The following is a 25744-nucleotide window of genomic DNA, read 5'->3' as shown; positions in this document are numbered from 1 at the left end:
TACGGTAATCATCTGATTTGTCTTAAGGAAAAATTTCGCTTAAATGAATAAATTGGCGGCGCTGTTAGGCTTTTTTTCCTGCCCACCGGGGAGGGAGACGCGTCGATCCACGAAATAATTTATAAGGTATTGTGACAGACGGCACAGGCTGGCCCTAAGGCAAATGCGCACTATTTAGCCACCCCGGGCGATACTCGTGCTGCCCCGTCGCCTTTTCTTCATTCACAAGGCGGGATGTGATAAAAAGTAGCGCTCTTCGCAACAGGCGGATAAACAACAATGACCATCAGGGATGTCCGACAGGCCAGCGCCAGCGCGGGTGCCACCCGGCAGGCGACGCGTACCGTATTTTTTATTGCAGGTATGGGCATGGCCGCCTGGGCACCGCTGGTGCCTTATGCCAAAGATCGCGCGCAGCTCACGGACGGCGCCCTGGGGACGCTTCTGCTGTTTTTGGGGCTGGGTTCGCTTATCGCGATGCCCCTGACCGGCATGCTGGTGGGCCGTTTTGGCTGCCGCAGCATCATCGCGCTGGGCAGCGCGTTTATATTGCTGGCGCTGCCGCTGCTGGCAACGCTGGACACCCCGCTGCTGCTCTCGCTGTCGCTAATGATTTTTGGCGCCGCTATCGGGCTGGTTGATGTGGCAATGAATATCCAGGCCGTTGAAGTGGAAAAAGCCTCCGGCCGCGCCATGATGTCCGGCTTTCACGGCTTTTTCAGCGTGGGGGGCATAGTGGGCGCCGGTAGCGTGAGCGCCGCCCTGGCGCTGGGGCTTTCGCCGGTTCAGGCCGTCGCCCTGATTGCCGTCGTGCTTATCGCTCTCTTCGCCCTGTGCCAGCGTCACCTGCTCAGCCAGCGCCTTCATCAGCAGGGCGCGCCGCTGTTCGTGCTCCCCCAGGGCTGGGTGCTGTTTCTGGGGATACTTTGCTTTATTCTGTTTCTGACCGAAGGGTCGATTCTCGACTGGGGCGCGCTGTTTCTGACCCAGCTGCGCGGCCTGCCGCATTCTCATGCCGGCCTGGGCTACGCGCTGTTCTCGGTTGCCATGACGCTGGGCAGGCTAACGGGAGACCGTATCGTTCGTCTCTGCGGGCGTACGGCGACGCTGTGCTGTGGCACGCTGTGCGCGGCAGGCGGTTTGCTGCTGGCGGTGTTCATCCCCAGTGCGACCATGACGCTCGTCGGTTTCGTGCTGGTGGGATTAGGCGCATCAAACGCCGTACCGATTATGTTCAGTGCCGCAGGAAATCAACGCGTCATGCCGGTTAACCTGGCGATTTCGTCAATGACAACTATTGGTTATGCGGGTATTCTGGCAGGTCCGGCGCTGATAGGGTTTATTTCGCAAGGATATGGTCTGGCAGCGGCTTTTAGTGTGATTGCCGTTCTGCTGCTCATCGTCGCCGCCAGCGCCCGGCTGATAACACGTTAACTGAGATCTCACGCTACGCTATGCTGCCATACAAATTTCCCCTAACTTCAGGTAACGTCACGCGCTTCTTCGTGGTGTTTATACTGGTCCTGCTGCTGGGCATCGGGTTTATGATCCATAGCGCGGTGAGCTGCTGGCTTACGGATAAACGCTATGCCATGACGGATATCGCCCACGCGATGCAAAAGCGCGTAGATACCTATCGCTTCGCCACCTGGCAGATTTATGAGAACCTGGCGGCCAGCGCGGCGGGAACACCGCCTAACAGCCTGCAGGAGACGCGGCTGCGCCCGGACGTCTACTATCTTGAAAAAACGCGGCGTAAAACCGAGGCGTTAATCTTTGGCTCGCACGACAGCAGCACGCTGGATATGACGCAGCGTATGTCTAACTATCTCGATACCCTGTGGGGCGCCGAAAACAGCACCTGGTCGATGTACTTTCTTAACGGTCAGGACAACAGCCTGATCCTTATCTCTACCCTGCCGCTTAAAGATATGGCAACGCGCTACAAAGAGAGCGCCATCAGCAATATTGTCGATGCGCGGCGCGCGGAGATGCTCCAGCAGGCTAATGCGCTGGATGAGCGGGAAAGCTTCTCCTCCCTGCGTCGTCTGGCCTGGCAGAACGATCACTACTTTACGGTGCGAACCACCTTCAACCAGCCGGGCCATCTGGCAACCGTGGTGGCCTTCGATCTGCCGATTAACGACCTGGTGCCGATGAATATGCCGCTGGAGAACTTTCAGCTTAAGCAGGATGCGGCGGGAAGCAGTGAAATTAGCGATGCCGGGGACGTGACGCAGAGTACCCGGATAACCCTGGCTAACCCCAATGTGGAAATCTCCGCCTCGCTCCCCAGTACGCCGCTGGAGTTAGTTTATCGGGTGCCCCTTACCGGCCTGCTGGTGGATACGCTGCACAACCTGATGTGGCCGCTGCTGGCCAGCTTTGCCATGCTGATTTTGTCGTTTATCGGCCTGTTTATGCTGCGTAAGCAGTCGCTGCGCCCGAGTGAGAATCAGAGCGCCGAACTGGACTCGCTGCGGGTGCTGAACGAGGAGATTGTCGGGAGCCTGCCAGTGGGGCTGCTGGTCTACGATTTTGCCAATAACCGCACCATCATCAGCAATAAAATTGCTGAGCATCTGCTGCCGCATCTGAACCTGCAAAAAATCATCAATATGTCCGATCAGCATCAGGGCGTGTTGCAGGCGACCGTCAACAATGAGGTCTATGAGATCCGCCATGCCCGCAGCCAGCTTTCACCCAATACCCAGCTGTTTATGATGCGAGATCAGGATCGCGAACTGCTGGTCAATAAAAAGCTGCAAAAAGCCCAGCAGGTACTGGATAAGAATCATCAGACCCGCCAGCAGCTACTGCAAAATCTCGGCCACGCGCTGAACCGTCCGCTGGCGGACGTCATTACGCGTTTACAGGCAACGGGTGCCAGCGATGAGCTAAGCGATGCGCTCGAGTCGGCGCAGGCCCTGAGCAGGCTGGTGGATGATATCGTGCTGCTTAATCGTCTGGAAACGCTCGACTGGGCACCGGACGCGGGCGCCTTTAATCTGCAAAGCCTGCTCGATGAGCTGGTGTCAGAAGCCCTCCCCTCCCTGCGGCGTAAGGGGCTGGCGCTGGTAGTAGGTAATCGTCTGAATCTTGATGAGAATCGCTTTGGCGACCGCCGGGCGCTGTATAAAATCCTCTCAACCCTGCTACATTACGCCATCACCAGTACCACCTGGGGACGCATCAGCATTGAAGTGACCTCCCCGGCCGATCGCCCTGATCGCCTGTCGATTGAAATGGTCGATACCGGATCGGGTCTGACCGTGGATGAGATGGGCAATACCGACTTCCCTTTCCTTGGCGAAACCACGCAGGATCGCTTCGGTCAGGCATCCGGGCTGGCCTTCTTCCTTTGCAAGCAGCTCTGCAAGCAGCTGGGGGGACACCTGGAGATTGTCGCGCGTCCTGATATCGGCACGCGATACAGTATTCAGGTCCACGCGCCACAGGAGAATTTGCAGGCGCAGGAGGAGAAGCTGCTGGAGGGCGTGACCGCGCTTATTGATATTACCGTGGACGATATCCGAAAAATTGTCGTCCATCAGTTAGAAAACTGGGGCGCCAGCTGCATCACGCCTGACGAACGTTTTTCCGGTCAGGATCATGATGTGCTGGTGACCGACGACCCGGCGCGCCTGACGCCGTGGTCGCTATTACTCACGGATGATGAAGTGGGCTACAGTGCACTGTCGAAAGACAAGTTCAGGGTGAACTTCAATATCAGCAGCGCGATGCAGGATGCGCTGCTTCAGCTTATTGAACTTCAGCTGGCCCAGGACGATACTGACCCCGACCAGAGCGATCGGCAGGAGGATGTGCAGCTTTTTGCTCCAGGATATTTCCAGCTCTTTGTTGATACAGTACCAGATGATGTCAAGAGATTGTATAATGAGGCAGCGGAAAGGAACTTGAGTTCACTTGCTCAGACTGCGCATCGCCTCAAGGGCGTGTTTGCCATGCTCAATTTAACACCGGGCAAGGAGCTTTGTGAAACGTTAGAACTGCACATTAAAGAGTGTGACGATTCAAACATTAAAAATACCACCAGTGAGATTGACCTTTACGTCAACCATCTGCTGCAGCAAGGTAACCAATAAAATGAACAACCTGAACGTAATTATTGCCGATGACCACCCAATTGTCCTGTTCGGTATTCGTAAATCACTCGAACAAATTGAATGGGTAAACGTAGTCGGCGAGTTCGAAGACTCCACGGCCCTGATCAATAATCTTTCCAAGCTTGACGCTAACGTGTTGATTACCGATCTGTCGATGCCAGGCGAGAAGTATGGCGACGGCATTACGCTTATCAAGTATATCAAGCGTCACTATCCGGACCTGTCGATTATCGTTCTTACCATGAACAATAACCCGGCGATCCTCAGTGCAGTGCTCGATCTGGATATCGAAGGCATTGTCCTGAAACAGGGTGCCCCCACCGATCTGCCTAAGGCGCTGGCCGCCCTACAGAAAGGCAAAAAATATACGCCGGACAGCGTGGCAAAACTGCTGGAGAAAATCAGCGCGGGCGGCTACGGCGACAAGCGTCTCTCTCCAAAAGAGAGCGAAGTGTTACGCCTGTTTGCCGAGGGTTTCCTGGTGACTGAAATCGCCAAGAAGCTGAACCGCAGCATCAAAACCATCAGCAGCCAGAAGAAATCGGCGATGATGAAGCTCGGCGTCGAGAACGATATCGCGCTGCTGAACTATCTCTCCTCCGTCAGCACCATGCCGATTGAGAAAGACTGATAACCCTTCGGCATAACGATAAAGGGTGGAGCTTAGCTCCACCCTTTTTTTGCCTTCGTCAGCCTTCCCGGCTTTTTCTGACCCGCTCGGCATAAAAGGCCAGCGTCTTTTGTAGCGTATCAAGGGTGACCGGCTTGGAGAGACAGTTATCCATCCCCGCTTCCATACAGCGCTGCTTCTCCTCCGCCAGGGCATTCGCCGTGACGCCCACGACCGGGAAGGTCAGCCCCAGCTGACGCAGGCGCTGCGTCAGACGGTAACCGTCCATGTTCGGCATATTCACATCGGTCAGTACGATATCTATCTCGTTGCGGCTCAGCACGTTCAGAGCATCGACGCCATCCTGCGCCGTTTTCACCCGGTACCCCAGCGATCCCAGCTGATCGGAGAGCAGCATCCGGTTAATGGGGTGATCGTCTACCACCAGAATCAGGATATCTTCGTTACCAATGTCCGACTCGTTAGCCTCCGGCAGGGAGGTTTGCGCATCCGGCAGCGCCACTTCGACGCGATAGATGCGCCCCAGCAGCACCGGCAGTTCATGAGGCGTGGTGGTGCCATAGACCCAGCGGCCAGCGGAAAGCTCCTGGGGACCATCGTTATGGCTGCCGTCGAAGCGGATGATGCCGCGCGCGCCGGTCTGCGTCTGGAAGTCGTAGTCAGTGACCACCACATCATCGCTGCCGCAGCTCCCCTCCTCCAGACGCTGAACGTCAAGCCCGTGCTCGCGCAGCAGCTTCTCTAAAAAGACCGCCAGCGCCTCGTTGCGAACTTCAAGCCAGCAGCGCTTGCCCAGCAGCCCCTCATTGTAGACGGGCGTCATCACCTGACTTTTATACAGCGGGATGCGTATGACAAACTGGCTACCCATGCCGGGTTCGGAATCGACTTCAATATCGCCGTCCATCATATTGATCAGCTTTTCGCAGATGGCCAGCCCCAGACCGGTCCCCTGGAAATGGCGCTGGACGCCGCTTCCTACCTGGAAAAACGGATCGAACAGGCGGGTGATCTCTTTCGCCGGGATCCCCACACCGGTGTCACGGACCCGAAATGCCAGATAGCCGTCTTTGACATAGGCGTGAAGCACTATGCCGCCGGTATGGGTGAATTTGATGGCGTTATTAAGCAGATTAGAGATGACCTGCTGCAGGCGGAGCGGGTCGCCATCCAGCGATACCGGCACGTCGCTGTCGATAAAGACCCACAGCGTCAGGCGCTTTTTGACCACCATCGCCAGGTAGTTAGAGGCGATATGGGTTATCACCTCACGGGGTGAGAATTCGCGCGGCTCAATGCGCAGCTGCTCGGACTCAATTTTCGAGAAGTCGAGAATATCGCTGATGATTTTCAGCAGCAGGCTGGAGGAGTTGTTCATCGCGGTCACCAGCGACTCTACCCCCTGCGGCAGGCTGCGGGTTTGCAGCAGGTCGAGGTTGCCGATAATGCCATAGAGCGGCGTGCGCAGCTCATGGCTAACGGTCGCCAGGAACATTGATTTCGACTGGCTGGCCTGCTCGGCCGCCTGCGCCATCTCCTGCAGCGACTCTTCCATCTTCACGCGCGCGCTGACGTCAACCAGCACGCATATCGCCACGTTTTCATTGCGATAGCGAGAGTGGACGAAGCTGATTTGCAGGTTGGTATTACTGCCGGTCAGCACATCCACAAAATTGACCTGCTGGCCGCAGATTATTTCAATCAGCCGCTGGCGATCTTCCTGCGTCAGCATGCTCAAATAATTGTGGGCCAGCTCATTGCTGAGGATATTAGTGCCATCGCTGGTGCGCAGAATACAGATGCCAACCGGCGCGGAGGCAACAATCTTACGGTTGAACTGCTCGTGCTCTTCCAGGCGGTGTGCGTTATCTTCGGCTGGCAGAAACATCCGGCGTTCAAACAGCCAGGCCAGGGTAAACAGGAGTATGGCCCCGATCACATTCAGCAGGATGGCATTGATAATCAGAATTTTCAGCTTTTCGACCATCTCGTTGGTCTGCACCGAATAGACCACGGTCAGCGAGGAAGGCGTCAGCTGCTTCTTCATTACCAGCTGTTTATAACCGTTGATATAGCCAAACCAGCTGCTGTCATCCGGTAAGTCATCCAGAGAAATCCGGTGCGCGGAGGGTGAGGAGGACATCACGCGCTGGTTGCTCTGATCGAGGAGCGTGGCGCTGACCGGGAAACTACCCGGTGTCACAAAATCCTCGACGCGAATCGTTTGCTCAATGCCCAGCAGCGCAGCCATTTTATTGGCGACGTAAACGGGCGTAACCATATAATAATAACCCACGCCAGGCTGGCTGGACGGCGCTATCCAGAACAGGCTGCTTTTGCGCTCCTCATCATTGCCGTTGCGGTATTTCAGGATGCGCTCATGCAGGGTTTTCAACGCGCGATCGCGGTCGGCCGAGACATTACCGACGCCGAAATCCGCCAGACACAAGCTTTCTCCGCCAATAAAGAAGACGCGGTTTAGCTCGTAAGCGGAGGAGAAATTCTCTTTCCAGTAGTGCAGGAAGTAGCTCAGGGATTCCAGCGAGCTGCGCCAGGTATTGCTCATACCGCTACAGTCAGAGTCAGAATAGAGCGGAAAGAACTGCGGTAGCGTGGTTTTGCCCGGAAACACCCCGTTGAGCACATCAAGGCCGTTGGCCGAGGCGTTTAGCCGATTCTCGGCGATAAATTTAAGCTCACGCGTGACGTCTGCCGAATGGCGGACATACCACTGCGCCTGCTCAACGTTAGCATTGAACTCCTGGCGAACCTGGGACTCTTTCTCGTGCAGGACGTTAATGATGTAAAAAGTGGTCAGCAACGCTCCCAGGGTCCAGAGCATAAGCGCCAGCGCCCGAAACAGATAGCGGGAGATCTTTAACGTGGTTCTGAACGAGACAAGATATTTCAAGCGAAACCTATAGTGGCGGCTGCAGCATGGTGTGAATTTTGATGCCGCTACAGTACCGTCAGAACAGGAAAAAAGCCAGATCGCGCCGGTTATAAGCGCCAGAAAATCGGCGGTTTTGCGCACAAAATGTCAGGCTGGTGTGCACAAAATAAAACGTCACGGACGGGTTCCGTCAAACAGCCGCATTCTCTTGCAGAGTCTCGATATGCCCCTCACTCAATGCACGACCGGTTATGTAGAAATGCTGGCGAATAAATGCGGTTTATCGTTACCGCGGTTGCGCTGGCTGGTCGATTAAATTCTATTTCGTAACGGAAAGGTTTATACTCCCCATGAATTAATCCTTATAACGTAAACGTCTTAATAATTTACCCTTAGCAATTCTTATCAATCTGCTAATGGGCCAGCTATACAATTTCACAACAGGGATTACCAGTAAAAGGGGAACGCATGGCTTATTTTATCAACAATAAAATAATCTTTAATCCAGAGGATAATTCTCTTTCGCTGATAAACAACCCGGAAAGTCGGGTGGCAATTTCTAACCCGGCACGTCGGGTTTTACAATTGTTGATCGACCATTCAGGTACAGTCGTTCTGCGTGAAACTTTTTTTAAAAAGGTGTGGGATGATTACGGCCTGAACGCCAGCAATAACAACCTGAACCACTGCGTAAGTAAGCTGAGAAAAGTGATGGTCACCTTAGGCTATCAGGATGAATTTATTGTTACCGTACCCAGAGTGGGCTTTATCATCCATAAAGGGACAATAATTATCTGCCAGCAGCCGCCTGTGACACAAAATAATTCTGGCGAATTTTCTTCCGCCTTAAGTCAGACTATTAGCACAAATACAGATCTCTTTGACTCAGAGGGTCGCGATGCAGATGCGACGCCTGTTCCACCTGTAGCGGAGCGGAGCGCGACAGATGATCCTGCCATCCCGTCCCGCCCGCCCGCAGCAGTCACGCTGGTGGCTAAAGGTGAAGGTGATGCCGCCAGACCTCCGCAGGCGGAACGTCATCCTGCGAAGCAGCATGGTGCCCCCCCTGATGTTGCTGATAGTCAGCATGCTGAGCATCACGCTGCCGACCATCCTGTCGCTGACTATCACGTCTGCAATAGCGCCGTGGTGGAGGATAAGCCCGCAGATAATCCTGACGAGATACGGTTTACACCTGCGGAGCAGGATGCTGAACTTTCGGCGATGCCAGGAGATAATGAGCGCAAGCGCTTAACGCAGTCCGCACTTTACAGCACCAAAGGTGCTGGTAAGGATACTTACAGAATATATTATTTAATCAACATCTTAATTTTTACTCTGTTGCTGGTATGGGGCATGAGTCTGTGGGGAGGAAAAAACGATCCCAAGGCCGTGCTCAGGGTGGCAACACTCAACGGCTGTACCCTTTATAGCACCGCGCCACTCCTGCCCGGCCATCGGGGTGATTTTATTGAGCGTGCTGCCGAATTTATTAAAAATAAAGAAATCGTTTGTCATCCCGGTAATGTTTTATTATTTCAGAGCGAGAAAATGACCTCAATGATAAACACCGGCTCGGCGCGAGAATTTATGGCACAGTGTAATATAGACGCTCACCAGAAGATAACGCTTTGCCTGAGTTATTATTACAATGACAGGACTATAAATGTTCAGCCATAAGAAACGACCTTCTTCCAGGTTACTTATTATTTCAGCACTTTTGATACTTAATTTTTCTGCAATAGCATGTGTGATTTACCTTAATAAAGCCCGTGGTATTCAGGAAGAATTCCCGATCAATATTTCCTGTAGAGGAAATATGATTGTCGAAGCCAGGTATGATAACCTGCAGGCAAAAATGGTCAGTTCGCTATCATTCAGGTTCCTGAATAACAATAAAATCCTTATTTCACTGAGCGGCGTGAGCTATTTACGCGATAAGAATAATAGCCTGATCAAAAGGGATATTATCCTCAGAAATGTTTACTATGACTATGTGCATGAGAGTAAAGACTCTGCGGTATACTCTCTCACCAGCAGCCGTATCAATAGTGATGCCGTCGACAATGTTGATGCTAAAACGGCAAAGCTGCTCCTGCTAAACAGCTTTTTTATAACCGGTCATACCGATACCCTGCTGCTGAGAAAGTATGATGACAATACTATGCTGATAGAGACAACTCAGTCGCCGGTAGCCCTCTGTGTGTTCAGCCCCCTGCGCTGACCTATATGTAATGAAGGTAAAGACGAAATCCGCAGGCCTCCGCGTAGCGAGCCAGGGTGCTGAAACTGGCCTGCGCCGGGCGTTTTTCAAGCCGGTTAATGGCAGGCGGGGTGATGCCCAGACGTCTGGCAAGCTCGGTTTTACTTATCCCCGCTTCCTCGCGCAGCGAGATGAGTAATGCCAGGATCTGAGTTTCCCCGGCGCTATAGCGATCTGCCCCCTCGTCCTGCGGCTCTTCCAGCGCACGCGCGCGCATTTTTTGCTTGCTGAGCATGTGTTTTCCCTGCCGGTTCAGTAATAGTTGATTTTAACGATCACTGACGCATCAAATTGTCCCAGTTTAATCGCCTGACCGGGTATGGCGCTGATCGTAGCGGTGAACTGCTTAGTTATCTCATTTACATTATTGAGACTGGCAAAATCGTCATAGCGATTGAAGGTAATGGCCTCATTTTTATCGTTATAAAGCACCAGCTTAGTGCCATTTGCTAAATTAATGGCTTTGCTGTCCCACAGCGGGCTGGCGGTGGAAAATTCAGCCTGGAGGGAAAAATTATCCATGCACCCCTGCTTCACGGCCTTAATCGCAAAGGGCAGCGATACGCCGGCAGACCGGGAGAGCTGCGTGCTTTGCAGCATACCAAAGTCGACGATCTGTGACTCCGGATAAACCTTCAGATCCGAACCGCAGGCCAGAAAGCGGATCCCCTGAAGCCCGGAGAGATTGTATTTAAGGTTCTTCGCGCCGGGCATTTTATTGATCCCCCGGCTGCCATCGAGCTGGAAAACCGTAAACTGATCGGCACCCTGATAGTATCCGCCAGACGGCGGATTACCGGTGACCTTGATATACAAACGAAAGGTAACGTTTACCGTGACGTTTTGCCCTTTGACGATCGGCGAACTGTTGGTGCTGAGGCGCTGCTCGTTTTGCTCCAGATCCTGGCCGTTGTAGCTTACGCCCAGCAGCAGCCCCTGACCGATAGACTCGGATTTCGGATTAAAATAGAAATGGACAATATCGGTAATGGAACCCAGCACGTTATCGCAGTACGCCGTCACGCTGATGTCGTTTGACTCCCAGATTTTCGTCCCGGGCGGCACGTTAGCCGGAATAGCCAGTTTTCCAACCGGAATAGCGGGTTTGTTGACAATGCCGGTGCCTTTTTCTACGCAGTCCAGCGCCAGTGCCTGATATGACACCAGCAGAAGCCCCAAAAGCAGGGCCAGCTGGTGCGCTACGCGTTTAACAATCTCTGACATGTGCATCCCACCCCTCCTGAGTAATCAAATTGTGCAGATGAAGATCCATCATTTCTGCGAGTCCTGAGTTTTCGTTACCCGCTGGCAGAGAGTGGTGTCGCAGCGATACCGGTTAACCTGTAATCCACCGTAGTCATCCATATAACCAATGCTGTACTGGTGACTGACATAGCCGCTGCCCGTTAATGTTTTCGTGGTGAAGGGTGCCAGCATCAGGCTGTCAAAGCCCGGCACGTTGCCCTTGTTGTCTTTGCCGAGGTAGCCCAGCGTAATATAAAACGGCGTGGGGTTGACCAGCTTCAGCCCGTTATCCACGCGGCTTACCTGCAACTGATCCTGCCAGTGGTCACGAACCTGCTTTAGCAATTGAGTGGGCCGATAAAACAGCTTTACCCGGCTCTGGATGGCCACCTGCATAACATTGGCTAAGCCGCTTTTGGGCGGGACTTCACGCACGTTAAAGTAAAACAGCGACTCGCGGTCGGTGGGCAGTGCAGCGGTGGCCGGTAGCTGTAGCACGCGAATCTGGCTCTTCTGCCCGGCATCGATCCGCTGCATCGGCGGCAGTGCCACCAGCGGTGAAGTGATTTTTTCTCCCTGCGCATTTTCCAGCCAGACCTGGGCCAGATAGGGCAGCTCTTTACTCTGGTTTTCCACCATGACGCTGATTGATTTATCACTGGCATTGTAGATAATTCGCGTGCGGTCCAGATTCAGTGCCCCCATAGCGGGGGCAGCGAGGCTGGCGGCTAACAGGCAAAAGGCACTACAGAGTGTTCGATTATATTTCACGCTTCTTCCTTAACTGATTTTGCGTTATTGCGTTTTTACACAGGGCAGCAGGATCTGCGCGCCCGGTTCTTTCTGCTGCGTGGGGACCTGGATCCTGCACTGCTGCCCGTCTCCCCACTGCACCGTCAGGGATTTTTCACCCGATATCCCGGAAAGCCAGGCCAGTCCGCCGTCGCCGACCAGGCCCGCTTCCAGGCCGGAGCTGTTATCCATAACCGTTGCGCCCAATGGTGGATAACTGCCGTCGGCCCGACGGATCACCGCCAGCATGCGCTCCCCTTTGACTGCCCGAACCTGGCGCAGCCCGATCGCCCCTTCCGTCAGCGTCTTACTCACCACCGTGTTATAAACCTCCACGTCATCCGGCAGATGGTTGATGTCGATGCGGATATCAGAGGTCTGGTAGCTGGAGAAGCCATTGACCACGGCGATGCCGTAACGGTTAGTGACCGATGCGCCGTTGCTGACCGGGATCCCCGGCACACCCGCTGCGATCATCATTCGGGGTTCGCTTCCGGCGCTGCTCTGATGCAGGGCGGCCCCGGCGGCGGTCGCCGTGATCGATCCGTACCAGTTAGCATTGAGCGAGCGATAGTCATCGTCTTTCACGCTGCCGTTCAGACCCAGCTGGCCCCAGGGCGACATATGCTGATAGTTGGCGCGGAAAACGCCTCTGCCCTGTTGCAGATCGGGACTGCCGCCGCCGACGCCGACGCGCCAGCTGTTATTGGGATCCTGGCTGTTGTACCAGGAGGCCGTTTGCGAGAAACCATTTCGCCGATCCTGCTGCGCGTCGTAGCTCACCTGCTGCCCGGAAGAGATCGGCAGGCTGAGTGAGAGAAACATCTGGTTCTCATCCGTTGTTTGATAGCGCAGCTTGCTGGCTGACAGGGTGGCTGATACGCCTCTCAGGGACCCGATATCGAAAATTTTGCTCACCGACAGGCTGTAGTTATTCCCTGAACTGGCGTTCCAGTAGACGTTATGCGTAGCCGAGAGAAAAAGCGTGATCGCGGGCCAGGGCAGATACTGGTTGGCGCTGAGGGTATAGGTCTGCTTATCATCTCTGGAATAGCCGCTGCCGTTCACCTTGTTGAGATACTGCCCGAGTGACATAAAGGTCCGGTCTGCATACCGGTAGCCAGCAAAGGTGACCTGGCTACCGGTACTCTCGAAGCGTTTGGAGTAGTTCACGCGATAGCTCATGCCGGTCTCTTTGCCGGCCTGGGGCAACACGGCCGATGAGCGTGTGGCATCCACCGAGACGGCACCGAAATCCTCCAGATTCTGACCTATCCCCATTGCCAGCGCCTGATAGCTGCCAGTGGTGGCGATAAGGCCGCCATAAAGCGACAGATTATTTAATGCTCCCCATGACATTTCGCCACTAAAAAAACCCGGCTGTATCACGTGATTACTGCTGCCGCTGGCAGGTTTACCCATTGCGCTTTTAAAGCGTACCTGGCCTTTGCGGGTGAGGAACGGCAGGCTGGCGGTCGTGACCTGATAGCGCGTGACGCTGCCGTCCTCCTCGGTAATTTCCACATCCAGCGCGCCCTGCACTGCTTCGGTAAGGTCCTGAATGACAAAGGGGCCAGGCGACACATTGGTCTGGTAAATGATGCGGCCATTCTGGCTGATGCTAACCTTCGCGTTAGTTTTGGCAATGCCCGTGACCTGGGGCGCATAGCCGCGCAGTGCGGGCGGCAGCATGCGCGTGTCGCTGTTAAGCGTGACGCCGACAAAGCGAAAGGATTCAAAAATATCAGAACTGAAGTTAGTCTGACCGGCAGTCAGCCTGGCCCCCAACGCCGGAAGCGCGCGATAAAGGTAAGTCTGGTTCCAGCTCAGTTTGCCGCGTGATGCCGCGTCGGACGGACGCGACGCCTGGTACTGATAGTCCGCGCGTGCGCGCCAGGGACCGAGGTTGAATCCCGCCGTGCCATAGCTACTGATGCTGGATGAGCTGGTGCCGCGGTGCGGCTGGTAGGTGCTGGCGAAAAGGTTATAGTCGAGTAGTGCGCCATTCACCCCTTCATCCCACTGTGACGGTGGCACCCAGTTTTCGTCATGAAAGGTTAGCCAGGCCTGCGGCATAATTATATTGAGGGTTTGCTTCTCACGATCGTAGCGCGTAGTGACCTCTTTTTGCTGATCCAGCGAGGAGCACTGCCCCTGATGCCAGAGGGTCAGGCGCGCAGCGGCCTCTGGGGTCAGGTCAAAACGTTGAACCAGATCGGGCGGCAAACAGACCCGACTGTTTTTGTCTTCCCCCTCAGGGATAAAGTTAACCAGCAGGCGATCGCTGACCGTCCGACCGTTCAGTAATACGTCTACCTGGTATTCCCCAGGTGCAATATAGTTAGCTATCTGAAAGCGCGATAAATCTATATTTTTCCGATCGCTGGAATCCACGAAATTAAGGTTAAATTCTACAGCTCTGGCGGAAAAGGTCGCCAGGCATCCGGTAAGATAAATAACAAGCCCTGCCAGTATTCTGGCTATTGTTGATGTTCGTCCTGGTGCAAACAACATAATAAAGTCGCTTCTTATAATTCTCTGAAAACCCGGTGTGGCGCATGGATAAAACGGTGAAATAAAGGGGAGTTCCCTCCCCTTAAAAAAAGCTATTTATAGTTCAGGGCGTAGGTCGCCTGCGATACGAGGGTACCTGTAGACACGGGCTGGCTATTGGCTTCCACCCGCGCAGCAAACTTAAGCTCGTTGTTGCCGTTGGCCAGTGGAATATCAGCTGAGGTATCACCGACCTTGAGCAGAGAACCATTGGCATCGATCAGGCGGATACCCGCACCCTGTGCGCTACCGGTGTTTGCCAGCAGGTCAGTCTTGCTGCCGTCCGGCGTACCGGTAAAGGTGACCGCCACCTTAGACATAGCGGGATACTGTACGTTACCCGCCGTCTGCGCACTCAGGCTGCAATCCTGCAGGTGAATAACGTAGTTAACGTTTTGCGAATATTTATTGCCGGTTTCCAGCACCTTATTAGCAATCTGCCCCATATCAACGTTGATATCTTCATCCCCGGCGGCAATGGAACAGGGCGCATTAATTACCGTGCCGGTAAAATGAATACGACCTGAACCCTGGTCAGTACCGGTCGGTGCTTTGACCGCGGTATCATCGGCAAAAGATGAAGCGGACATGGCAGCGGAAAGCACAATAATGGCGGTTTTGATCCTGACGTTGAACATAATTAATCCTTGAGTTAATGACGGTAGCCTTGAGCGATATTATTCGCTGTACCGAAGAGAGAACCCCTCTCTTGCCAGATCAATATACTGATATTTGCTTTTTAACGGAATAATAACTTGAGCAATTCAAATATTAAGATTTTTATTCTGTTATATACTTTAAATTAACCATTCCCAGCGGAAAATTAACTCCTGCGTTAAATGAATTAACATTAAATTGCTTTAATCCAGCGCCCCCTGCTTCACCTGGCGCTGAAATTAAGCTTTATTTCACAAAATATTTACATCTTCAGGCATTACCCTGCGTATTTCCGGCACGGGTAAAAGGGCCTGTTCCTTTATAACGGTGGCTGGGGACGTTAACGCGATCAATTTCTCAGGTGAGCACCCGAATCAATATGAGGTTGCAGCAATGAAGGGAGGTTTTATTAGTACAAAAAAAAAGCCGGTTCAACTGAACCGGCTTTTCCGTATGACGCCTTAACAAAGCGGTGAGGCGTTATTCCTCGTCGTCACCTTCTGGTGCTTCATCTTCGCTGTCGACTTCCGGGGCAATATCATCATCCCCTTCTGCCACGCTGCCGTCGATGGCATCCAGCTCTTCTTCAGCAACCGGCTCGGCTACGCGCTGCAAGCCAACCACGTTTTCATCTTCTGCGGTGCGGATCAGGATAACACCCTGGGTGTTACGCCCTACCACGCTCACTTCAGAAACGCGCGTACGCACCAGCGTTCCGGCATCGGTAATCATCATAATCTGATCGCTATCGACAACCTGTACCGCGCCAATCACCGGTCCGTTACGCTCGGTAACCTTGATGGAGATAACCCCCTGCGTCGCACGGGACTTGGTCGGATATTCGCTGTTGGCGGTACGTTTACCGTAGCCGTTCTGCGTTACCGTCATGATTGCGCCATCGTCACGCGGCACAATCAGTGATACCACGCGATCGCCTTCCGACAGTTTAATCCCGCGCACGCCCGAAGCCGTACGACCCATCGCCCGCACCGCGTTCTCCGCAAAGCGCACGACTTTACCGGCGGCAGAGAAGAGCATGGCTTCATCGCTGCCGTTGGTCAGTGCCACGCCAATCAGCTCATCGTCGTCACGCAGATTGACCGCAATAATACCGGCGCTGCGTGGGCGGCTGAATTCCGTAAGCGCCGTTTTCTTCACGGTACCGCTGGCGGTGGCCATAAAGATATTCCAGCCTTCAGCATACTCGCGCACCGGCAGAATGGCGGTGATACGCTCGTTCGCTTCCAGCGGCAGCAGGTTGACGATTGGACGTCCACGCGCGCCACGGCTGGCTTCCGGCAGCTGATAGACCTTCATCCAGTAGAGACGGCCCCGGCTGGAGAAGCACAGGATAGTGTCGTGGGTGTTAGCCACCAGCAGGCGGTCGATAAAGTCTTCTTCTTTAATACGTGCGGCCGATTTGCCCTTGCCACCGCGACGCTGCGCTTCATAGTCGGTCAGCGGCTGATACTTCACATAGCCCTGGTGAGACAGGGTGACCACCACGTCTTCCTGGTTGATCAGGTCTTCAATATTGATATCGGCGCTGTTTTCGGTGATTTCAGTGCGGCGCTTGTCACCGAACTGATCGCGGATCAGCTCCAGCTCTTCGCGGATCACTTCCATCAGGCGCTCTGAGCTTTCCAGAATACGCAGCAGTTCGGCGATCTGCATCAGCAGCTCTTTGTACTCGTCCAGCAGCTTCTCATGCTCAAGGCCGGTCAGCTTCTGCAGACGCAGATCCAGAATTGCCTGTGCCTGCTGCTCGGTCAGGTAGTACTGGCCGTCGCGGATACCGAACTCATCTTCCAGCCACTCGGGACGGGCAGCGTCATCGCCAGCCCGCTCCAGCATTGCCGAGACGTTACCCAGATCCCACGGACGCGCCACCAGGCCCGCTTTCGCTTCTGCCGGTGAAGAGGCGTGGCGGATTAGCTCAATGATCGGATCGATATTCGCCAGCGCAATGGCCAGCGCTTCAAGAATGTGCGCACGGTCGCGGGCTTTACGCAGCTCAAAAATAGTGCGGCGCGTCACCACTTCACGGCGGTGGCGAACGAAGGCTTCCAGAATGTCCTTCAGCGGCATAATCTTTGGCTGGCCCTGATGCAGCGCCACCATATTAATACCGAAGGAGGTCTGTAGCTGGGTCAGCGAGTAGAGGTTATTCAGTACCACTTCCCCCACGGCGTCACGCTTCACCTCAATGACGATACGCATACCGTCTTTGTCTGATTCGTCGCGCAGGGCGCTGATGCCTTCCAGACGCTTCTCTTTCACCAGTTCTGCGATCTTCTCGATCAGGCGAGCTTTGTTCACCTGATAAGGAATTTCGTGAATGATGATGGTCTCGCGGTTGGTTTTCGCATCCACTTCCACTTCGCCACGGGCGCGGATGTAAATTTTGCCGCGTCCGGTGCGATAGGCTTCTTCAATGCCACGGCGGCCATTAATAATAGCGGCGGTAGGAAAGTCCGGCCCGGGAATATGCGCCATCAGCCCTTCAATGCTGATGTTTTCATCATCAATATAGGCCAGACAGCCGTTGATCACTTCGGTCAGGTTGTGCGGCGGAATGTTCGTTGCCATCCCCACCGCGATACCGGACGCGCCGTTAATCAGCAGGTTAGGGATTTTGGTCGGCATAACGGCCGGGATCTGCTCGGTGCCGTCATAGTTTGGCACGAAGTCGACGGTCTCTTTTTCCAGATCCGACAGCAGCTCATGAGCAATTTTAGACATGCGCACTTCGGTATAACGCATTGCAGCGGCGGAGTCGCCATCTACGGAACCAAAGTTACCCTGTCCGTCGACCAGCATATAGCGAAGTGAAAAAGGCTGCGCCATACGCACAATGGTGTCGTAAACGGCGCTGTCACCGTGAGGGTGATATTTACCAATAACGTCGCCGACGACACGGGCGGATTTTTTATAGGCTTTATTCCAGTCATTACCCAGCACGTTCATGGCGTAGAGCACACGACGGTGTACTGGTTTCAGGCCATCGCGAACGTCTGGCAAGGCACGGCCAACGATGACCGACATGGCATAATCAAGGTAAGAGTTCTTTAATTCTTCCTCAATATTAACCGGTGTGATTTCTCTGGCTAGATCGCTCATGGAGCCGCTATCCCTCTACGTTATACCCGGATTCTAAGGTGCGAAAGTATATCACCTTTAGCCCTGGTGGTGAACGGAAAGCGTCGATTTGAGCGCTTTAACGCCGTCCATTCCTGATTCTCCGTTAAACGGGCTGCTGGCGACTTCGGCGGCCACGGCAGGCAGGGCCACGGCGTGATGCGTTGGATATTTCATCTGCCGGGTAAACGGACCGGGTGGGCGCAGGCAACTCCGCTGCAACTTGCGGGATGAAGGGTATATACTTGCGGCAAACATTGAAGGGAGTGACCAGGTAATGAAGGCAGAACAGAACGCCGCCACGGCGAATGTGGACCAGAAAGAAATTGCCAAATTCGAGGCGGTAGCGTCGCGCTGGTGGGACCTGGAGGGAGAATTCAAACCTCTGCACCGCATCAACCCGCTGCGCCTCGGCTATATTGCTCAGCACAGCGACGGCCTGTTCGGTAAGAAGGTACTGGACGTGGGCTGCGGCGGCGGCATCCTGGCAGAAAGCATGGCGCGCGAGGGTGCGGAGGTGACCGGCCTGGATATGGGCGCGGAACCGCTGGCGATCGCCCGTCTGCATGCGCTGGAGAGCGGCGTTAAGGTGGATTACGTTCAGCAGACCGTGGAAGAGCACGCTGACCAGTTCGCCGGGCAGTATGACGTGGTGACCTGTATGGAGATGCTGGAGCATGTACCCGACCCGCGCTCGGTGGTTCACGCCTGCGCGAAGCTGGTCAAACCCGGCGGCGAAGTTTTTTTCTCTACGCTAAACCGTAACAGCAAGTCCTGGCTGATGGCGATTGTGGGTGCCGAGTACGTTCTGCGTATGGTGCCGCGCGGCACTCATGATATTAAGAAGTTTATTCGCCCGGCCGAACTGTTGAACTGGGTCGATGAAACGCCGCTGCGCGAGCGTCATATCATTGGGCTGCACTATAATCCGCTGACCAACAGCTTTAAGCTCGCTCCCGGCGTTGACGTTAACTATATGGTGCATACGCACTGCCTCGCAGGTTAATACGTCCTGCGCTCAGCTCCGCCATGCTCTGCGACCGGCAACTGGCAACTGGCAACTGGCAACTGGCAACTGGCAACTGGCAACTGGCGGCATTTATAATGCCGCCGTTCACCCGAGGCAATAGCATTGTTTGCCAAAACGGACCGGCTAAAAATCTGTTTTTTTTACCGCCAGGGCCGCGACGAACAAAAATCAGACTGGCGCGAGCGAGCGGTTTTCACTCAAAGTTACCCCTGCCATTTCTCAACTGAACAGGAAACCCGCTTCCGATCATAGAACAAAAAAAAAGATCAACCTGTTGACATGGCGGCACGCCTTGATAAACGAGGACTTAGGAAAAATACCCCCCTCTGAACAGTAAAATGGCGGTAAAATCAAGCCTTGTTAAGCGCGGATAAATATCTAAAATACTCACCATATTGATACAAATACTTCCCTAACCCCCTATATATAGTGTTTATCCACAGAGTTACTCACATCTGAAGATGCTGTGTATAACCGGGGGATACTTTCGACTTACGGACAGGATAACTACGCGACATGAATCAGAGTCTGCTTGTCACCAAACGCGACGGCCGCAAAGAACGCATCAATCTTGATAAAATCCACCGCGTGCTTGACTGGGCTGCCGAAGGGTTGCAAAACGTCTCCGTTTCGCAGGTTGAACTGCGCTGCCACATCCAGTTTTATGAAGGGATCAGGACCTCTGATATTCATGAGACGATTATCAAGTCTGCGGCGGATCTGATCTCCCGCGATGCGCCCGACTATCAGTATATGGCCGCGCGCCTGGCGATTTTCCACCTGCGTAAGAAAGCGTACGGCCAGTTTGAGCCACCAACGCTTTATGACCAGGTGAAGCGCATGGTCGATCTCGGCAAGTATGACCGCCACCTGCTGGAAGACTACAGTCAGGAAGAGTTCGGGCAGATGGACGGTTTTATCGACCACTGGCGCGATATGAATTTCTCCTATGCCGCGGTGAAGCAGCTGGAAGGCAAATATCTGGTGCAGAACCGCGTCAGCGGTGACATCTACGAAAGCGCGCAGTTCCTTTATATCCTGGTCGCCGCCTGCCTGTTCTCCGGCTACCCGCGCGAGACGCGCCTGGACTACGTTAAGCGCTTCTACGACGCTATCTCGACCTTTAAAATTTCACTGCCTACGCCGATTATGTCCGGCGTGCGTACGCCGACCCGTCAGTTCAGCTCCTGCGTACTGATCGAATGCGGCGACAGCCTGGATTCCATCAATGCCACCTCCAGCGCGATTGTGAAATATGTCTCTCAGCGCGCCGGTATCGGCATCAACGCCGGCCGTATTCGCGCCCTGGGCAGCCCGATCCGCGGGGGAGAAGCCTTCCATACCGGCTGTATTCCTTTCTATAAGCACTTCCAGACCGCCGTTAAGTCCTGCTCGCAGGGCGGCGTTCGCGGCGGCGCGGCCACCCTCTTCTATCCTATGTGGCATCTGGAAGTGGAAAGCCTGCTGGTGCTGAAAAACAACCGTGGCGTCGAGGGTAACCGCGTACGTCATATGGACTACGGCGTACAGATCAATAAGCTGATGTACCAGCGCCTGCTGAAGGGCGAGGATATTACCCTGTTCAGCCCGTCCGACGTACCTGGCCTGTACGACGCCTTTTTCGCCAATCAGGACGAATTCGAGCGGCTGTATACCAAATATGAGCAGGACGACAGCATTCGTAAGCAGAAGATTAAGGCCGTCGAGCTGTTTTCGCTGATGATGCAGGAGCGTGCCTCAACGGGCCGTATCTATATTCAGAACGTTGACCACTGCAATACCCACAGCCCGTTCGATCCCAGCATTGCGCCGGTACGTCAGTCTAATCTCTGCCTTGAGATCGCCCTGCCGACCAAGCCGATGATGGACGTTAATGACGAAGATGGCGAAATCGCCCTCTGTACGCTCTCTGCCTTTAACCTGGGCGCGATTGAGAGCCTGGACGATTTGGAAGAGCTGGCCACGCTGGCGGTGCGCGCGCTGGATGCCCTGCTGGACTATCAGGACTATCCGATCCCGGCGGCAAAACGGGGCGCGATGGGCCGCCGCACGCTGGGTATTGGCGTCATCAACTACGCTTACTATCTGGCGAAGCACGGCGTACGCTACTCCGACGGCAGCGCCAACAACCTGACGCACAGGACTTTTGAAGCCATTCAGTACTACCTGCTGAAGGCGTCAAACAATCTGGCGAAAGAGCAAGGCGCCTGCCCGTGGTTTAATGAAACCACCTACTCTCAGGGCATTCTGCCGATCGATACCTACAAAAAAGATCTGGATGCGATCGGTAACGAGCCGCTGCACCTGGACTGGGAAAGCCTGCGCGAAGAGATCAAAACCCACGGTCTGCGTAACTCCACGCTCTCTGCCCTGATGCCGTCTGAAACCTCATCGCAGATTTCTAACGCCACCAACGGTATTGAGCCGCCGCGCGGACATATCAGCATTAAAGCGTCCAAAGATGGCATTTTGCGTCAGGTGGTGCCGGAGTATGAGCGCCTGAAAGACAGCTACGAGCTGCTGTGGGATATGCCGAACAACGACGGTTATTTGCAGCTGGTCGGCCTGATGCAGAAGTTTATCGACCAGGCAATTTCGTCCAACACCAACTACGACCCTACACGCTTTGCTAATGGTCGCGTACCGATGAAGCAGCTGCTGAAAGATCTGCTGACCGCCTACAAATTTGGTGTGAAGACGCTTTACTATCAAAACACCCGCGACGGTGCGGAAGATGCGCAGGACGATCTGGCCCCTTCCATTCAGGATGACGGCTGCGAGAGCGGTGCCTGCAAGATTTAATCGTTAACCCTGGGACAGGGCAGCCTGTCCCCCCTCTTCTCTTCTCACGGGCTGGTGTTATCGGCCCGCGTACGATGGACAGATGCTAATGGCTTACACTACGTTCTCGCAGAATAAAAACAATCAGCTGGATGAACCGATGTTTTTCGGCCAGCCGGTTAACGTCGCCCGCTATGACCAGCAGAAATATGACATTTTTGAAAAGCTGATTGAAAAACAGCTCAGCTTCTTCTGGCGCCCTGAAGAGGTCGACGTATCGCGTGACCGCATTGACTATCAGGGGCTGCCGGATCACGAAAAGCATATCTTCATCAGCAACCTGAAGTATCAGACGCTGCTGGATTCAATTCAGGGAAGAAGCCCTAACGTGGCGCTTCTGCCGCTGATCTCCATTCCTGAACTGGAGACGTGGATCGAGACCTGGGCGTTTTCCGAAACGATCCACTCTCGCTCATATACCCACATTATCCGCAACATTGTTAACGATCCGGCCATTGTGTTTGATGACATCGTGACCAATGAGCAGATCCTGTCGCGCGCGAAGGATATTTCCTCGTACTACGACGATCTGATTGAGATGACCAACTACTGGCATCTGCTGGGCGAAGGTACCCACCAGGTTAACGGTAAGTCGATCACCGTCAGCCTGCGGGCGCTGAAAAAGCAGCTCTATATCTGCCTGATGAGCGTTAACGCGCTGGAAGCCATTCGCTTTTACGTCAGCTTTGCCTGCTCCTTCGCCTTCGCCGAGCGCGAACTGATGGAAGGCAACGCCAAAATCATCCGCCTGATCGCCCGTGACGAAGCGCTGCATCTGACCGGCACGCAGCATATGCTCAACCTGCTGCGCAGCGGTGAAGACGATCCTGAGATGGCTGATATCGCGCGCGAATGCCGTCAGGAGTGCTATGACCTGTTTGTGCTGGCTGCACAGCAGGAAAAAGAGTGGGCGGAATATCTGTTCCGCGACGGTTCCATGATCGGTCTGAACAAAGATATCCTGTGGCAGTATATTGAGTACATCACCAATATCCGCATGCAGGCGGTCGGTCTGGATCTGCCGTTTAAGACCCGTTCAAACCCCATCCCCTGGATTAACTCCTGGCTGGTATCGGACAACGTGCAGGTGGCACCACAGGAAGTGGAAGTCAGCTCTTACCTCGTCGGTCAGATTGACTCTGAAGTCGGCGCAAACGACTTCGACGACTTCCAGCTGTAAAATGGCGGGAACGATCATTACGCTGCGTACCTCAGGTACGCAGCTGCACTGCCAGGATGAGCATCGCTCGCTGCTGGACGCGCTGGAGTTTCATCAAATCCGCGTGGAATATCAGTGCCGGGAAGGCTACTGTGGCTCCTGCCGCACCCGGCTGCTGAAAGGTGAAGTGTGCTATGCCGCCACCCCGCTGGCATTTGTCCAGGAGGGCGAGATCCTCCCCTGCTGCTGCCTTGCCAAAGGCGATATCGAAATCGAGATGTAAACCGGCTGTTGCGACCCAGGCCGCCAGAGCCGGTTATTATCAGGCTTCGCGTCAGGCTTTTAGCGTCCCGACCACGTCAATCCAGCCGTATCCCGTTGTCACCTCCATGCCGTTCATCCAGCGGCACAGCATATTCAGCGCCATCATCGCCGCCACGTCCTGCCGGGCTTTGAGCCCGTGTCGGTTAACGTTGAATTTTACCGTCTGGCCCCAGCTTCCTTCCGGCGTGTGTAGCGCAAAAGCCAGTATGCCCTCTTCCATCCCTCCGACCACCAGGGCAAGATCGGCCCCTGTATCGCGGGCAAGCTGGCTGCCGCGCGCGACAATTTCGGACAGGGTTTCACTCCGCGCAGGCAGAACGTTTCCCGCCGCCAGTGGCGCAGCCGCGGAGGCCAGCTGCCACTGCAGCAGCCCGGCGGTAAACTGTTCGCTTACCGCCAGACGTAAATTCTGCTCCTTCAGACGGCGGGACACCTGTTCCGGCAGAATTTCAGTCCCCTCGAATATCACACTCTCGCCGACAATGGCGCGAACCTGCTGCCAGAACTGCTCCATTTCGGCCAGTTTCGAGGCCGGGCCGTTCAGCTTAAGCTCAATGATCGGCATGGACGCGCGATAGCCCATCACCACGCCTTCCGGCAGCGGCAGCGGCTCGATCTCCGAGGCCAGGTCGCTCTCACCGCGTCCAAAGGTGGTCATACGCAGGCAGACCGGCGGTGCCGGCAGGGAAAATCGTGCTTTCAGACGGGGCAGAATCTGCTGTTCCACCATCACCTTGTATTCGGAGGGCACGCCGGGCGTAAAGAAGATCCAGCAGCGGTTTAGCTGCATGGCGAAGCCGCAGGCGGTACCAACCGGGTTATCCAGCATTTCCGCCCCGGCAGGAATTTCAGCCTGCTTGCGGTTGCTGTCCGCCATTTTACGCCCCCGCCCGGCGAAGAAGGCTTCCATTTTTGCCAGCCACGCCTCCTGCATCACCAGCGGCACGCCCGCCGCTTTTGCCGCCGCCTGGGCGCTGAGATCGTCGCTGGTCGGCCCCAGTCCGCCGTTAACAATCAGCACATCGGCGACCTTGCTGCGTTCGGTCAGCACGGTAACCAGCTCGTTGATATCGTCGCCAACGGTCTGGCGGCTGGTCATGGGCAGGCCGTTTTGAAACAGCACCTCTGCCAGCCAGGCCGCGTTGCTGTCTACAATCTGGCCGTGCAGCACTTCATCGCCCGTTGCCAGCATCTCCACTCTAATCATTATCTTTTCCGCTTTTGGGTAGGGTGAATTAACTGTATGAAGCAACGGGGAAAATTACAACGTCGAATTTAAGCGCATTGCGTCCTCTGAATTCCACGTTATGCGCGATAAATCGCGCCGCTACAAATTTATAGCCCCTCTTATGGCGCGCAATACTGTACATTCAGCTCACGCACATCCGCTGAGCGTCAAACCCTTACACCAGCATTAACAGCAGTATTCGGCAGGGGGAGCAATGCGCCCTTCGGACATGGCACATTAATTTTATTAGCCATTAATGGCACAATTTCGTTATGAAAATACCACACGGAAATAAACAGGCTAATGGCAGGCGTTAACGATTCACTGTCTTTCAGTACGGCAGGATAGGGTCAGTTACGGATACGCGAAGGCGTGGTTTACCGCTATTACAACGATTTGGGGCCCCATTCAGGAAACTGTACCTGGAGGGTTGGTACGCTGGCTCATTTTGGCGTATGTACCGACGAAGAGCTGAAAAGGCCCGTGACTGCCAGCGATATAAACACGGCGCTGGCAAAGCATGTACATAAAGTCGAACGGTATATTCGCCGTAAAGTACACCACCATCGTCTGACCCAAGCCCAGTTCGACGGACTGGTTTCGTTCATTTACAACGTGTCCGATCCGTCGGCCGTGATGGAAGCGGCCGATCGTGGCGACATGAAAACGGTACGCGATAAGATGCTACAGTACATTTATATTTTTAAACATGACGCTAAAGGCCGCAAAGTAGGCAACCCCAAAATTTTAGCCCCGCTTTACAAAAGAAGACTTGAAGAAGCCGCTCCGTTCGGACAGGAATAATATGATTAAAAAATCATCAGTCGCTCTTCTGTTAACATTGTGTGTATCCACCACGGTAT

20 protein-coding genes are annotated in these 25744 nt (G+C 54.4%); 11 read left to right on the top strand and 9 right to left on the bottom strand.

All coding sequences use genetic code 11. The features are described from left to right. Positions 1–279: 279 nt before the first annotated feature. The 3 genes from AC4PCC_RS06570 to rcsB are packed head-to-tail and all read left to right on the top strand — an operon-like array spanning position 280 to position 4758. Entirely contained in the window at positions 280–1434 is a 1155-nt protein-coding gene (locus AC4PCC_RS06570; RefSeq protein ID WP_492126805.1) for an MFS transporter, read from the top strand. 20 nt (positions 1435–1454) lie between these two features. Next, the gene (gene rcsD, locus AC4PCC_RS06565; protein ID WP_492126804.1) at positions 1455–4106 is read left to right on the top strand and encodes a phosphotransferase RcsD; all 2652 of its coding nucleotides are present in this window, start codon (positions 1455–1457) and stop codon (positions 4104–4106) included. A gap of 1 nt (position 4107) precedes the next feature. Continuing rightward, entirely contained in the window at positions 4108–4758 is a 651-nt protein-coding gene (gene rcsB, locus AC4PCC_RS06560) for a response regulator transcription factor RcsB (RefSeq protein ID WP_067705624.1), read from the top strand. Between the two features lie 58 nt (positions 4759–4816). On the opposite strand, the gene rcsC is transcribed toward rcsB, so the two are convergent. Further along, positions 4817–7669 (bottom strand): two-component system sensor histidine kinase RcsC, encoded by a 2853-nt coding sequence (rcsC, locus tag AC4PCC_RS06555; protein WP_492126803.1) that lies wholly within the window; start codon positions 7667–7669, stop codon positions 4817–4819. Positions 7670–7700: 31 nt separating this feature from the next. Here rcsC and AC4PCC_RS06550 point away from each other — a divergent pair, with 31 nt between their 5' ends. The 3 genes from AC4PCC_RS06550 (at position 7701) to AC4PCC_RS06540 (ending at position 9875) form a co-directional block, all read left to right on the top strand. Beyond that, positions 7701–7967 carry a hypothetical protein gene (locus AC4PCC_RS06550; protein WP_492126802.1) on the top strand — a complete coding sequence of 89 codons (267 nt, stop codon included), beginning with the start codon at positions 7701–7703 and terminating at the stop codon, positions 7965–7967. Positions 7968–8119: 152 nt separating this feature from the next. Continuing rightward, positions 8120–9331, top strand: a complete 1212-nt coding sequence (locus tag AC4PCC_RS06545) for a winged helix-turn-helix domain-containing protein (RefSeq protein ID WP_492126801.1) — start codon at positions 8120–8122, stop codon at positions 9329–9331. Then, positions 9318–9875, top strand: a complete 558-nt coding sequence (locus AC4PCC_RS06540) for a hypothetical protein (RefSeq protein WP_492126800.1) — start codon at positions 9318–9320, stop codon at positions 9873–9875. Before AC4PCC_RS06545 ends, AC4PCC_RS06540 begins: the two co-directional genes overlap by 14 nt. Before the next feature lies 1 nt (position 9876). Here the strand turns inward: AC4PCC_RS06540 and AC4PCC_RS06535 are convergent, their stop codons facing one another. The 7 genes from AC4PCC_RS06535 to AC4PCC_RS06505 all read right to left on the bottom strand — a co-directional run bounded on the left by AC4PCC_RS06535 (position 9877) and on the right by AC4PCC_RS06505 (position 18476). Next, positions 9877–10149, bottom strand: a complete 273-nt coding sequence (locus AC4PCC_RS06535; RefSeq protein ID WP_492126799.1) for a helix-turn-helix domain-containing protein — start codon at positions 10147–10149, stop codon at positions 9877–9879. Between the two features lie 17 nt (positions 10150–10166). Further along, positions 10167–11144: a fimbrial protein gene (locus AC4PCC_RS06530; protein ID WP_492126798.1), complete on the bottom strand. Its 978-nt coding sequence runs from the start codon at positions 11142–11144 to the stop codon at positions 10167–10169. A gap of 42 nt (positions 11145–11186) precedes the next feature. Continuing rightward, entirely contained in the window at positions 11187–11930 is a 744-nt protein-coding gene (locus AC4PCC_RS06525; protein ID WP_492126797.1) for a fimbrial biogenesis chaperone, read from the bottom strand. Positions 11931–11954: 24 nt separating this feature from the next. Beyond that, the gene (locus AC4PCC_RS06520) at positions 11955–14465 is read right to left on the bottom strand and encodes a fimbria/pilus outer membrane usher protein (RefSeq protein ID WP_492126796.1); all 2511 of its coding nucleotides are present in this window, start codon (positions 14463–14465) and stop codon (positions 11955–11957) included. 92 nt (positions 14466–14557) lie between these two features. Beyond that, positions 14558–15142 carry a fimbrial protein gene (locus tag AC4PCC_RS06515; protein WP_067705633.1) on the bottom strand — a complete coding sequence of 195 codons (585 nt, stop codon included), beginning with the start codon at positions 15140–15142 and terminating at the stop codon, positions 14558–14560. Positions 15143–15641: 499 nt separating this feature from the next. Further along, complete coding sequence (gene gyrA / locus AC4PCC_RS06510; RefSeq protein ID WP_492126795.1) at positions 15642–18281, bottom strand: DNA topoisomerase (ATP-hydrolyzing) subunit A; 2640 nt, start codon at positions 18279–18281, stop codon at positions 15642–15644. Between the two features lie 57 nt (positions 18282–18338). After that, positions 18339–18476 carry a hypothetical protein gene (locus AC4PCC_RS06505; RefSeq protein WP_492126794.1) on the bottom strand — a complete coding sequence of 46 codons (138 nt, stop codon included), beginning with the start codon at positions 18474–18476 and terminating at the stop codon, positions 18339–18341. 100 nt (positions 18477–18576) lie between these two features. On the opposite strand from AC4PCC_RS06505, the gene ubiG reads away from it, so the two are divergent. The 4 genes from ubiG (at position 18577) to yfaE (ending at position 23612) form a co-directional block, all read left to right on the top strand. After that, positions 18577–19305, top strand: coding sequence for a bifunctional 2-polyprenyl-6-hydroxyphenol methylase/3-demethylubiquinol 3-O-methyltransferase UbiG (gene ubiG / locus AC4PCC_RS06500; protein WP_345828318.1), 729 nt, complete (start codon positions 18577–18579; stop codon positions 19303–19305). A 540-nt stretch (positions 19306–19845) separates the two neighbouring features. Beyond that, positions 19846–22131, top strand: a complete 2286-nt coding sequence (gene nrdA, locus AC4PCC_RS06495) for a class 1a ribonucleoside-diphosphate reductase subunit alpha (protein ID WP_492126793.1) — start codon at positions 19846–19848, stop codon at positions 22129–22131. Positions 22132–22219: 88 nt separating this feature from the next. Beyond that, a complete protein-coding gene (nrdB, locus tag AC4PCC_RS06490) occupies positions 22220–23350 on the top strand; it encodes a class Ia ribonucleoside-diphosphate reductase subunit beta (RefSeq protein WP_067705644.1) in 1131 nt (376 codons plus the stop codon). Between the two features lies 1 nt (position 23351). Beyond that, on the top strand, positions 23352–23612 hold the full coding sequence (gene yfaE, locus AC4PCC_RS06485) for a class I ribonucleotide reductase maintenance protein YfaE (RefSeq protein ID WP_067705646.1): 261 nt from the start codon (positions 23352–23354) through the stop codon (positions 23610–23612). Positions 23613–23663: 51 nt separating this feature from the next. Here the strand turns inward: yfaE and AC4PCC_RS06480 are convergent, their stop codons facing one another. Further along, the gene (locus tag AC4PCC_RS06480; protein WP_492126792.1) at positions 23664–24860 is read right to left on the bottom strand and encodes a nicotinamide mononucleotide deamidase-related protein YfaY; all 1197 of its coding nucleotides are present in this window, start codon (positions 24858–24860) and stop codon (positions 23664–23666) included. Between the two features lie 393 nt (positions 24861–25253). Between AC4PCC_RS06480 and AC4PCC_RS06475 the strand changes: the two genes are divergently transcribed. Continuing rightward, positions 25254–25685, top strand: a complete 432-nt coding sequence (locus tag AC4PCC_RS06475) for a glycoside hydrolase family protein (RefSeq protein WP_492126791.1) — start codon at positions 25254–25256, stop codon at positions 25683–25685. The last annotated feature ends 59 nt before the right edge of the window (positions 25686–25744 follow it).

It is taken from the genome of Erwinia sp. L03-1, from assembly GCF_058686115.1.
Note: the sequence above shows the minus strand (reverse complement) of the source record. Positions and strands in the feature narration are given on the sequence as shown.